The organism is Bradyrhizobium jicamae, assembly GCF_001440395.1.
In the GTDB taxonomy this organism is placed as follows: domain Bacteria; phylum Pseudomonadota; class Alphaproteobacteria; order Rhizobiales; family Xanthobacteraceae; genus Bradyrhizobium; species Bradyrhizobium jicamae.
This window is the reverse complement of record NZ_LLXZ01000030.1, coordinates 1-11,937: the sequence shown is the minus strand read 5'-3', so window position 1 is coordinate 11,937 and position 11,937 is coordinate 1. Positions and strand designations below refer to the sequence as shown.

10 protein-coding genes and 1 pseudogene are annotated in these 11,937 nt (G+C 58.8%); 3 read left to right on the top strand and 8 right to left on the bottom strand.

Annotation, left to right across the window (positions count from 1 at the left end; translation table 11 throughout):
• Positions 1-1,009 precede the first annotated feature (1,009 nt).
• Entirely contained in the window at positions 1,010-1,129 is a 120-nt protein-coding gene (locus tag CQ12_RS44880) for a HipA domain-containing protein (RefSeq protein ID WP_198164070.1), read from the bottom strand.
• 97 nt (positions 1,130-1,226) lie between these two features.
• Positions 1,227-1,448: a hypothetical protein gene (locus CQ12_RS05635; protein ID WP_057834366.1), complete on the bottom strand. Its 222-nt coding sequence runs from the start codon at positions 1,446-1,448 to the stop codon at positions 1,227-1,229.
• A 2,570-nt stretch (positions 1,449-4,018) separates the two neighbouring features.
• Here CQ12_RS05635 and CQ12_RS05630 point away from each other — a divergent pair.
• The 3 genes from CQ12_RS05630 to CQ12_RS41810 are packed head-to-tail and all read left to right on the top strand — an operon-like array spanning position 4,019 to position 6,851.
• Positions 4,019-4,708, top strand: coding sequence for a response regulator transcription factor (locus tag CQ12_RS05630; RefSeq protein ID WP_057834368.1), 690 nt, complete (start codon positions 4,019-4,021; stop codon positions 4,706-4,708).
• Between the two features lie 27 nt (positions 4,709-4,735).
• The gene (locus CQ12_RS05625; protein WP_057834365.1) at positions 4,736-6,184 is read left to right on the top strand and encodes a type II and III secretion system protein family protein; all 1,449 of its coding nucleotides are present in this window, start codon (positions 4,736-4,738) and stop codon (positions 6,182-6,184) included.
• 10 nt (positions 6,185-6,194) lie between these two features.
• Entirely contained in the window at positions 6,195-6,851 is a 657-nt protein-coding gene (locus CQ12_RS41810) for a CpaD family pilus assembly lipoprotein (RefSeq protein WP_083519136.1), read from the top strand.
• Positions 6,852-6,904: 53 nt separating this feature from the next.
• On the opposite strand, the pseudogene CQ12_RS41805 reads toward CQ12_RS41810, so the two are convergent.
• The 6 genes and pseudogenes from CQ12_RS41805 to sctQ form a co-directional block, all read right to left on the bottom strand.
• A pseudogene (locus CQ12_RS41805) lies at positions 6,905-7,946 on the bottom strand (IS630 family transposase); the annotation flags it as partial.
• Positions 7,947-7,981: 35 nt separating this feature from the next.
• Positions 7,982-9,019: an EscU/YscU/HrcU family type III secretion system export apparatus switch protein gene (locus CQ12_RS05620; protein ID WP_057834364.1), complete on the bottom strand. Its 1,038-nt coding sequence runs from the start codon at positions 9,017-9,019 to the stop codon at positions 7,982-7,984.
• Positions 9,016-9,837 (bottom strand): type III secretion system export apparatus subunit SctT, encoded by an 822-nt coding sequence (gene sctT / locus CQ12_RS05615; protein WP_057834363.1) that lies wholly within the window; start codon positions 9,835-9,837, stop codon positions 9,016-9,018. Before sctT ends, CQ12_RS05620 begins: the two co-directional genes overlap by 4 nt.
• Before the next feature lie 10 nt (positions 9,838-9,847).
• A complete protein-coding gene (locus CQ12_RS05610) occupies positions 9,848-10,123 on the bottom strand; it encodes an EscS/YscS/HrcS family type III secretion system export apparatus protein (protein WP_057834362.1) in 276 nt (91 codons plus the stop codon).
• A 2-nt stretch (positions 10,124-10,125) separates the two neighbouring features.
• A complete protein-coding gene (sctR, locus tag CQ12_RS05605; RefSeq protein WP_057834361.1) occupies positions 10,126-10,791 on the bottom strand; it encodes a type III secretion system export apparatus subunit SctR in 666 nt (221 codons plus the stop codon).
• Positions 10,784-11,899, bottom strand: a complete 1,116-nt coding sequence (gene sctQ / locus CQ12_RS05600; protein WP_083519138.1) for a type III secretion system cytoplasmic ring protein SctQ — start codon at positions 11,897-11,899, stop codon at positions 10,784-10,786. The genes sctR and sctQ overlap by 8 nt, the downstream gene beginning before the upstream one ends.
• Between the last annotated feature and the right edge of the window lie 38 nt (positions 11,900-11,937).

Here is an 11,937-nt window from a genome sequence, read left to right as displayed (position 1 = left end):
TTGGAGATGCTCGCTTCACCCGCACGTTCGCCAGCGGACAGTTTTAATCAGCCAAACCCAGCCATCCCCTCGCCGGTGCGAGTTGTCGATCCGGAAGAGATTTGGCTAAGAGCGGATCAATCTGGCCAGTTGCCAGCCGAGAGTTGGAGTACAGCCAACTTTTGGCAAGACCTGCAGTCACCCCCCTATTCGCAAGCAGGCACTGTTGATCAGCCAAGCCCGGCCGTTCCGTCGCCGGTGCAAGCTTTCGTTTCAGAGGAGCTTTGGCAGGCGGCGGATGAAGCGGGCCCCTTGCCAGCCGGGAGCTGGAACAGGGCCAACCTTTGGCAGGGCGCACATTCAACTGCCCATTCGCCATCACAAAGCGTCAGTCAACCCAGCCCGGCACCTTGGAATCAAAACCTAGGGGCATCGATGTTCGGCCAGTCAGATGAATCGGTCTACGCTGCGTCCGTTGCGCCAAATCTGTCACTGTACCTTCCCCCAGACTGGCAGCACGGCGACCAATGGGCGCGGGGAGATCTGATACAAGCGATGCGATTGCGTAACATCTTGCCTAGCGCGTCTCAGCCGCAGACAGACCTCACGCTTAAAGGCGTGAACTACTCGGCCAGTATTGGGCCGCCAGGCCTGGAGCACGAGATTTTTCTCCGTCGAACTTGATTGGCTTGCCCAACCAGTTCAGGTTGTTTTTTTGCGAGGAGTTCTCCTCGATACAACTGGCGGCACCCGTGCGTTCTCCGGGCGCGCGGTCGTCAGCTTTGTTGTCAGGGCGGTAATGCTGCGCAAATCCGCGGCGCGTGATAGGGACAGCAGCGCTTCGTTCATGCGTCGTTCAGAGGCGCCGACTCAGGGCGCTGCAAGCTTGACTGACTGCGGGGGCGCAGCAGGACAGGTCGGCTAGATCCCGGCGCCGAGTTGCGCTCGCGCTGCTTCGGTCGAATCGCCGGACAGCTCGAGCCTGGCCCTTCAGATGCCGAATTCCGTCCAGAGGTCCTGCAATGGCATCCTAGTCGACGAGCTGCACTTCCGGAACGTCCATACCGAGCCGCGCCGCTAATGTCATCATGGAGAGCTCATTCTCCGGCACGGCGGCGTAGCGCTCGGACGGAAGCTTGACGATCCACAAGCCGCAGTGCCTTTGGCCGGAATAGTCAGACCGCCGTTCATTCGGGCATGCTTCACGGCAGAGAATTTCACTTGAACACCCGCGGCAGAGAACCTGATCAGGCTTCGGCGCTTTTCACGCGCTTCGCCAAGCTGCCTGTCCTGCCGGGCGACAAAGCCTCGCCATTCGCGAGACGAATGGTGAGCGCACCGAAAAGATCTCTCTCGGGGACCCAAAGCAGGAAAAAGTCGCATTTTTCATTCACTCCGGCCTGCTTGGCGAGGTCCTCAACGGCTTTCGTTTGGCTCGGTGCGTGAGCTTCGTCGTCGCGTTGATGCACAGCTTGTATCGTTATCGTCTTCTCGGGACACGATTCGAACGGGTTGAGGGTGATGAAGCAGATGGCCGAGCAGCAATTGGTACGGTGGTCGCCAGTGACCGCAGCTCCCGAGGGCCGAGTAGCGCATTTTCGACGACGTGGCGGGCCATATCTTAAGCTGCGGCGCATTCATAACCAGGATAGTGATTGCAAGCCGCGCACGAAGACAATATCAGCGCAATATCGTATGCCCCTAACACGGCGCGGCATTCATTCTTGCGTTGGAGATCCTCTGGAGCGATATCCTGTGGACCGGGCGCGCCCAGCTGGACGCATATGCGCGACAAGGCAACAGCATCTCCTTTCGTGTCTTTGGTTGAGGATCCCTCAAAACTGATCGTCGCCCGACACTGGGCGCGATCGCAACAATGCGAACACGCTGCACACCTACACGGTACCGAAGCCCGCCGTCTGGACGCCCGACGGCGTGCTGAGCAGTATTGGGTTCGGAATAAATATCGATGATCTGGACAACATCGATGCGTATGTCGATCTGATGTGCTCGCCCAGCTCGAGATGCCGAGCGCTTGTTTCTAGGCGGCAATTTGCAGGACTACCGGACCGCCAGCGAAACGAATCCGTATAAGCGTGAGGGCAATGAATAGATAACCTGCCAACCGCGCCATCCCGGCAAGTGCCTTTCATGTTCACACACCAAGACACCTGACACCTACCCTAAGGAAGAGCTGGAGGATGCGCTATCAGCGTAGGCTTCGAATGATAGATCGAGCAGCCCACGCATCAAGCCGGCCAGCAGATGGCTGAACCGGCTCCGGCGTCCTAAGAGCGGGTCCGAGTTCTGGACCCCACACTCGAACCGCTCTTCCAAGCCGTTCTTGCTCGTGGGCGGTTCGGTATTGCGTTGCATCGATCGGACCGCCAGGTCGCATTCGCCAGGTAGTTCGGTGACGTGGGCAGCTGACGCCGAGCATCTACTCATGCTCTAGCTCGGAGCCTGATGCTCGATGCGCGATCGATCAAAGACAGTGGCGCGTGATCGCTTCGCCAGATCAGATAAACGCCCGCGTCGGCTAGCGCCAAGCGGCCGCACCCCGCAAGTCCTATCCGTCGCCTGGATGCGTTCCATCAAAACAATCGATTTTTCCGATCTTGCCTAAACGTCCCATAGTCGTTCGCGATCATTGGAGGCAGCGTTCCCGAATGTGGTGTGACAATCGATTCTCTCTTCAGTGCCTTGCCGGTCAATTCGAGTTGGGCAATCGCGTGTCTGCATCCATGACGTTAAGTTCCACAGAGGAAATGCTCGCGAAATTGGAAAGAGCTAGACCGATCGCTGTCCGCAGGTGGAGGGCCGGGTCCAGACTGTGTCGTCGCTGCTTCAGCACGCCTGCAAGTTTGAGGCTAGTCCTGACCAGCCGGCAAAGGCACTTGAATCTTACCTAGCGTCAGATTGTAGGATTTCCGACAAACCTCGCGTAGGGTTTCCGACAAAACCTCGCGACACAGAACCCCGCTCGCGCGAACACTTCCTAACGGGTAGCAAGAATTGCGAACGTCTCTAAAGCTCAAGGCCCCGCCGGTCCACGCCATCACGCTGCTCGGCCACTCTTCTCGAAGGCGCACTTCCGACATCGCCGCTGTGCAGAGCGGAGGAAGCCGCGTCGGACCCGATGCAGCCGAAGCAGGATGGAGCGATCGAGAACAACGCGGGCTGTCTTTACCTCGCCCTTTCCGCGCACAGCGCAACTCCAAGCTTGGATCATTCCGCCCTTCATCCAAAGCGATCGGATGCAACTGGCGTAACCACCTTAAAAACGTAACCACCTCAAAAAAAGCGTCATGGCGCCGGTCTGCGGTCCTGCTCAGCCCTTATCGACTGCAGCGTCCGGGACGTCTAACGCGACCGAAGGTCGGGATCGTTGCCGTCATACATGTCTATTCTGGCTAGCGGGAGGATTTCCCTCTAGTCGGAGGCGTCGATCGCTTTGTCGCGCATTGCGGCCTTTGGAGTCATCGGCCAGGTGCGCGACGTGAACTGTCTTCAAACGCGGTAAAACTTGCATTGTCGTGCCTTCGGCGCCACAGGATGGATAGCCTAGCAAGATTGACCGCGGATTGAGGCAAGTTGGGGAGTTTCCAAATGCCGGTTTCGCGAGTTTACTCAGCCACAAATCCAGCCGCTCTCTCCTGCGCTTCGGCTTCAATTGCGCAGTCTCGCGCTATCGATATCGAAGGCGCCGGCTCAGCGCGTGCAGGCCCGGCCGCGATCGGCGCACAGATGCATCAGCCTGCTACTAGTGCGTTCGGATTGGTGAATGATATCGGCGCTCCTTATGGCACAAAGGGCATGTTGAGCGTCCCCGACCACGCGTGCAGACCCTGGCAGATCGCCCCACTTGTCCATCCCATGACGAAGGGTTCACCGGGATTGATCGCCGCCCACCATGCTCTGCTTCGTCGCTCCCCGCCCTTGGCGTTCACGTCAAAGCGGGGGTCTCGCAGTTTCGTCGAACCTCATGGTCAACCGTGACGCGCTCAGGTCTTGGCGTGGATGGACGAGAGCTGATGAAATGCGAATTCTCCTGGTTGATCATCATGTGGACTTCGCCCGCGTTGTGAAGGAAGCGCTCTTGAACTGCGGCTTCGCTGTTGATGTGACGCGCACCCTAGATGAGGCGGTGGACGCGCTGAATTGTGCGAACTACCACATTCTCCTGCTCGAATCGGTTTTGCCGGATGGAGACGGCTTGGACTGGCTGAAGCAGTTGCGGCGCGAGGGACGTTCAATACCGGCCATGATGATGAGCAGTCTTAACGATCTCAGCCGGCGGATTGCGAGTTTCAATGCCGGTGCAGATGATTTTTTGCCCAAGCCCGTGTCTACCGACGAACTCATTGCTCGCATGCGAGCCATTCTGCGGCGGTCAACGCAAATGACGGCGCCAGTCGTGACATTCGGCAATTTGCATTTCGACCCGATCGCGAGGCAAGTCTCAGTCGGAGGTCGGATACTGAGGATTGCACGGCGGGAAGTGTGCATTCTTGAACATCTGCTCAACCGCGCCGGCCGCACCGTGCCGCGCGCGTCACTGGAGGGCAGCCTGTATGCGTTCGACGACGAGGTCTCGACCAATGCGCTGGAAGTCGGGATCTATCGCTTACGCACGCATTTGAGCCAGGCGGGTGCAACGCTAAGGATCAAGACCAAGCGGGGTGTCGGTTACACGCTTGAACTCGTTGGCGCAGCATCGGCCGCCTAGCCGATCGAACTTGAAAGCAACAATCCATTGAAGGTCGTTAACAATGCTGCCCGGGCTGATGAGCTGTCGATGGTCGGACTCCGTTCTGCCGCTCTGCCTCGTCTCTGCTACGCCCTATGCGCACTCGCTCTGCTGTTTCCACTTGCTGCCGCAGCGCAGACCAAGCGGGATGGCAAATCAGAGCCGCCGCGTGCGGCGCCTGGCAGCATCACCGGCGCGCTGAACCTTACTTCCTCACAGGGCAAGACGGTTCATCTGAGCGCGCCAGCGGCGAGCATCTTTGTTGCCGATCCTACCATTGCCGATTACCAGGCGCCGTCGAACACGACGATTTTCGTGTTTGGCAAAAAGTCCGGACGGACCAGCCTGTTCGCTTTGAACGAAAACGGGGAGGCTCTGGCCGAGCTGCGCGTGATCGTCACGCAACCCATCGAGGATCTGCGTGCCACGCTGAAGGCCGAGGTCGGCGACTATCCGATCCAGGTCACTTATACCCCGCGCGGCGCGATCCTTAGCGGTACCGCGCCCAATGCCGATGTTGTCGAGACCGCCAAGAAGATCACCGAGCAGTTTCTCGGGGCGGGTGCGCTGGTCGTCAACAAGATCCAGGTGGCCGGCTCATTGCAGGTGAATCTCAGCGTGCGCGTGGCAGAAGTCTCCCGCAGTGCCGTCAAGGAGCTCGGCATCACGCTCTCCGCTTCGAGCCAAGGCGGCACTTTCATTGCTACCGGCAAAGGTGCTGGTTCCGGCGCGGCGGGCGGCGGTGGCACGATCGGTATCGCGTTCAGCGCCGGCAATATCAACGTGAGCGCTGCTCTCGACGCGCTCGCCAGCGAGCACCTCGCCTCGATCCTGGCTGAGCCCAATCTGACGGCGATGTCCGGCGAGTCCGCAAGCTTCCTGGCCGGCGGCGAATTTCCCATTCCGGTCATGCAAGACAATCGGCAGGTTTCGGTCCAATTTCGCCAGTTCGGAGTGAGCCTGGAGTTCGTCCCGACGGTTCTCAACAACAATCAGATCAATATCCGTGTGAAGCCCGAGGTCAGCGAACTATCGACCGAAGGTGAAGTCAAAATCAACGGAATGGCCGTCCCTGCCCTCTCGACGCGGCGCGCCAACACGGTTGTCGAGCTGGCCAGCGGTCAGAGCTTTGCAATCGGCGGGCTCATCAGGCGCAACTTCAACACTGACGTCGGTGAGTTTCCTTGGCTGGGTGATGTGCCGATCCTCGGTGCGCTTTTCCGCTCCTCATCGTTTCAAAAACGCGAAAGCGAGCTGGTTATTGTTGTCACGCCTTACATCGTGCGGCCCGTATCAAACCCGGCCCAGATGAGTACGCCGACCAACCGCATTGCACCGCCCTCAGACGCCGGGCGCATTTTGACGAACACGCTGGCACGGCCCCCCCGAGACCGCGATGCTCCCCGCACCAGCGCACCAGGATTGACGGGCAGCGCCGGCTTTATCATCGAATGAGGATCGTCAAATGACGTTGCGACAATTGTGCCATTTGATTGCTATTGCGGCAACATTAGGCGGATGCGCAAACAGTGCTTCGATTCATTCTGGGCCGGCTGAACAAGCGATTCAAGTGGAGCAGAAGAACAGCGTCTTGTTCCTTCAGAGCCTTCGTGGCTCGGAAAGGCACCGGCTGCGCAGTTTCATTGCGGATGCAAGTCACGGCCGGCGGGATGCACTCCATGTCAGTGTCACTGGCTCACCCCGGCTCATTGTACAGGTGGCCCACGAGGCCCGCGCGATGGGCATTTCCCCAGATAATATCCGCCTGTCCGCCTCTCCGCCCGCCCATTTCGGGGTGAGGATCGAGGCGATCACCTACGAAGCCCATCCTCCTGTCTGTCCGTCGCTTCTCATCGTGGGTCCTGCAGTTAACGATAATTCGTTCGACCCGACGCTTGGCTGCTCGACCAGAAACAATCTGGCAGTCATGGTCAATGATCCGCTCGACTTGCTAGACAATCGATCTGTCGTAACAAGTAAGGGCGATCGGGCGGCAATTCCTGTTGCCAGCTATGGGACCTTTGCCTCGCGTAACAAGAGCAACGGGGGAGATGAAACGCATAACAGAGCGGCGCCGGAAGCTCCAGCGGGGGCAACGAGGAACGTACAGCCACCTAAGTGATGAGCGCTTGCAATCGCAGTGCTGCCGCCAAGATGATCTAATACCCGGAACCAGAGCTGAGTGATACGGCGGCGTTGAAACGGCGTTGACGGACCTTTTCCTGGTCCAGACGAAGGGCTCGGCTTTGTCGTTGTACGCGTTGGCGTAGGCATCACATTTTTTTCCTGAAGCTTGCTTGAGGCTTGTGAAGGAGGCGCCGCTAACTTACTGCCCATGCAAGATCGAGAACCATACCTCGACCAGATTGAGCCGGGACGCGCGCGTCGGCGCGAAATGAAATTGCGCGTCGGGGTGGGCCTTGAGCCATGTTCGTTTTTCTTCTGGGTTTGAGGTTGTCGAGTATGACGTGAAGCTTTCGGCCCGGAAAGGTCGCGGTGACGTCGTTCATGAACTCGAGAAACTCGACGCGACACCGGCGTTTTGAATGCGCCGCGATGATTTTCCATGGCGACTTCAAGCGCCGCAAGAGCGTGGTCGTGCCATGCCGCTTGTAGTCGTGGCTCTGGCCGGTCAAGGCGCGGCAATTGGGCAACTTCAGAATAGCCCCGCGCTCGCTGAATCGAGGGCTTCTCGTCCACGCATAGCACAATGGCCTTCTCGGGCGGGGCGACATAGAGCCCAACAATATCGGCGGCTTTGGCCGTAAAGTCCGGATCGTTGCTCTCGCTTCATGACGTGCGAGCCGCGACGTCAATCTTGTGGTTGCGCAGGAAGCGCCAGACATATTGCACGTCAACGTGGCCGTGCGCCCCGACTAGCAACGGCCCGGTCCAGCGGGCGAACCCTTCTGGAGGCGATTTATCCAATAGCCTCAGAAGCCGCCAATCGGCCGCCTTCGTATAGATCGGCTGCTTGCCAGGCCGCGGCTTGTCTCCTGCCCTTCAAGGTCATGGTCGGCATAGCGGTGCCGCCAAAGGCTGACAATCCCCGGCTGGACCCTAACTTCCTTGGTGATCGACCGGACGCCGCCAACAGAACTATCCGCGCCCGCTTTAAATCGCGCTGCAACGTCACCGGTGAGCGACAACACGCCTCAAGCACCTTGCGATCTTTCCTCGAAAGGTGTGGTCTTCTCTTCGGGCAATCATCTTCGATCTTGAATCCGACTCACGATCTAAGAAAAGTGGGTACTAGACCAGTCCGGCGGCATAAAGTGCTTTTGCGACCGACTCGAAATATTGCGAAGGAACCGGGTCGCCGAGCCTAGCCTTGCCAAGCAGCTGACGCGCCAGGACGTCGTCATCGACAATGCTGAGGCGCAGCGCGCGCGCCTCAGCAAGGAGCCGTGAAGCAGCTTCGTCCTCGCCGCGGCAGACCAAGACCGGCACTCCGGTTTCGCCACGAACATAGCGCAGCCCAATCAAGCTTGCGGCCCCCCTCAATATCAATGTGGCGCGATGGACGCCGAGCGGAGCCTGGTTCGCCGACTCCTGCCGCAGACGCCGGTGCTCACGTTTCACCTGCGGATTGCCTTCCTGTTCCTTCTTCTCACGCTTGGCCTCGGTTTCCGTCATGCGCATGTCCTGCAGAAACAGCCAGCGCTGGATCAAAAGGTCAGCCAATCCACCGACCAGAAACGCCCCAGCGGCGATCCCGGTCAGCAGTTTGACCTCGGTGAAAACGAAGCCAAGACAGCCTAGGCCGCAGACCGGTAAGTACACCAACGCCTTCCAGCTTGCGATCACCGTGAGGAAAAAGCTCGCGCCGAGGAGCACCACCTTAACCAGCGTCTTGCCGAGCTCGATGAACGAACGTTTCGATACGATCCGCTTCAAGCCTTTGATGGGATCCAGTCTCTCAAGCTTCGGTTTGAGCGGCTCCGAAGCAAACATGAAGCCGCCATTAGCCAGGACATTGGCCAGAAGGGCTCCTGCCACGGTAGCCGCAAGCAATGGCCCGACGGCTGCAATCGAAAGTTCCAGCAAGCCGCTGAGCGCTTGCGGAACCGCGTTCGTGAACCGCTGCTCCTGCAGCTTATCGATCAGTCGTACCGTTTCATGCCACTTGTCTTCGATCGCACCCGCTCTCCACCACAGACAGCCGAAACCGGCGCACGCGCTGACCCCGCTCACCAAATCGGTGCTGCGCGCGATTTGTCCTTTCTTCCGCGCTTCACGCAGCTTCTTGGGAGTTGGAGGAAGTTTTTTCTCCTCGCTAGTGCTGCTCATTTCAAGAGCTTCTTCAGATACTCCAACACGTTCTCGGACCTGAGTGTTTCGTTTCCCGCGTATTCAACGAGATAGACGGTGTAGCTGACCATGATGACGCCGAAGGCGACATTCTTGATCGTCGGGGAGAGATCGTTCAGCTTGAGCTGCGATGCAAAACGGCCGAGCATCATGACCGATACGTCGACCAGCAGCAGCAGGGTCAGCACCGGCCCGGCGACCAGCAGCGTCGACAGCATGAACTGATCGAGAAGCGTCAGACACTCCATTGCCCCTTGCGCCGTCAGCGTGGGCAGGAACTGATACACGGGCCAGACCAGATAGCTGGCATAAAGGCTTTTCACCATGGTCTGGAGGCCACCCACCAGAACGAAGATCGTGACCGCCGTGATACCGAGAAAAAGCCCGGTTCCCGACGCTTGGCTGTGGGTCGCAGGATCTTCCGGCGCGACCGGGCTCGAAATTCCTCGTTGGTTGTCGATGATGTCGCCGACTGCCTGGATACTCCACAATGGGATACTGAGCAGGATGCCGAGCAGAAGACCGACGAATACTTCCTTCAGACCGAGCATGGTGACGCCGACCAGACGTGTGTTCAGATCCAGTGCCTGCAGGCCGAGCTTGATCTGCATCAGACACGGCAGTCCGATCGCAATCGTCAGGCTTCCACGGATCAGGCCGCCGATACGCGGGCGGGTAAAGACGGGAAGCACAAGCATGATGCCTAGAGCCCGGGCTGCGCTCAGGCCGGTTGCAACGACAAGTTCGATCGCGCCTTGGACGAGAGATTGCGCATCTGTAGGTGAAAGGCTGGGCATCTAAGGTTCGTTAGTACCTCGAGGTGAGTGCGGGAAACTCGCTAAAGATGCGCTCGGCTTGTTCGATGAGCGGGGCACTGAGCACCGGAGAAAACCCAGCGAGCACGGCGACTACGACCAGAAGCTTCACCGTCAGGGGCAAGGTTTGATCCTGGAGCTGCGTTGCCGCTTGGATGAGACCAATGATCAGTCCGGAGAACAGAGCTGCGAGGAGCGGTGGCAGAACCCAAATCATGAAAAGGACGAGCGATTGACTCAGGTGAGTGAGGATGCTGGCCTCGTTCATTGTCAACCTCCCGGCGTCGTGTAGCTTAATACCAGGCCGTGCATGAGACGTGACCAGCCGTCGATGGTGACAAACAGAAAGAGCTTGAAGGGAACAGATATTACCGTTGGGGACACCATAGACATGCCCATCGCCATCAAAATCGTCGTTACGATCAAGTCGATGGTGATGAAGGGAAGATAGAGAAGAAAGCCGATTTCGAAGCCGCGCTTGAGCTCGGAGATTAGGAAAGACGGTACAAGAATCACAAAATCATCAGCCGTGGCGCTGCCGCGCATCTCCTCCGACCAGACATGTTCGGTGGATGACAGGAAAAACCGGCGCTGCTCTTCATTGGTGAACTTCTTCAGATGGGCGCGCAGCGGCTCCTGCCCCTCCTTTGCGGCCGTCACCCAGTCATCGAAGGTTTGGTAGCGAAGTTGCGGATCGGTAAGGCGGTTGTAGGTCTGCTCAAAAACCGGGGCGCTGACGAAGACGGTGAGGATCAGCGCAGCGCCGTACAGGACGATGTTCGGCGGTATCGATTGGGTCCCGAGCGCGTTGCGCACCAGGAAGAGAACAACGGAAACTTTTATGAAGGCGGTCGTTGTGACTACTGCGAATGCCAGCAGACCAAGGCCGACCGTCACCGCAAGAAGCGCGAGGATGCTGGGTTGAATCTCAGTCATTGACCGCCAACCTGCCGCGCAACCTGACGGCCAGTTCCTCGCCAATCCGCACGATGTCGCCGCGACCGATACGTTGGCCGTTGGCAAGGATATCGATCGGTCCATCAAGGGGGCGGCCAAGTTCGAACACATGGCCTTCGTTGATGCCGCGCAAAGTTCCCAGCGGCATCGGCCAGCGGCCGCATTCGAATACAAGTGTGATCTCGAGACTGTCGATGTCTGCCTCAGAGGGGAGCTGCTGCGCTTCGGCTTGTGTCGTCATATGTCCACATTTGAGGGGGTGGGATCGTAGGCGGAATGGCCCCCGCAGGACCAGCCTGTCGCCGGCAAACTCTGCAGGGGCCCATAATCGGTCGGCAGTGAGAATGATCTGGCCGCGAGCAAGCGGAATTGCGTCAGGCAGCAGCGCGTCGCCTCGCTGTGCTTGACGAACTAGGCCGATTGTGACGCGGAGCGAGCCAATCTGTCCTGCAACTAAGACAGGGAGTTCAGGACGAAGCTTGGGCGAGTGTCGCGGCAATCGGCCAAGCAGCTCGCCAAGGGCGCTGAACGCTGGCGGAACCGGACCGTCGAGAAACGAGAATAGAAGTAGGCGAGCCTTGCTGGTGAGCGGACCATAGGCGACGTCGAATTCAAGATATGGACCTGACCTCGCCGCTTCATCGGTGCGGATTAGCTGCAAATGCCACTGCGTCAGCCTCTCCAGTGGAGCGAGTAACGGTTCAAGCGCGAGTTCAAGGATCAGCGAACGAGCCGGCTCGGAAGGTAAGGTCAAACCATTCTGCACGGTCGCAATCAGGGCTTCCGCAAGCGGACCGGGCAAGGACAAGACGACCGTTTCACCGCCGGTGTCAAACGCGCAGTCGAGCATCGATGTCGCAGCCGGCTCCGCCTGCCAGACAAGCCGGTTCATACGGAGCGATAGCGGCTTATCGCCGAGACGGCTTTGCAGAGGTGCGCGGAAAACTGCGATCTCATTGAGCCACGAGGCCACAGCATGAGAGAGGGTCAGCGCCGGTCTGAATGGCGCGGGTCTATGGGGCCTATGAATCGTAGGCGGCGCTTCCACATCACTGCACCCTTGATCCAGCGTAGGAGAATTGGCCATCACGTCGGCTCGCCTCCCATTTGGGTAGGCGAGCCTCT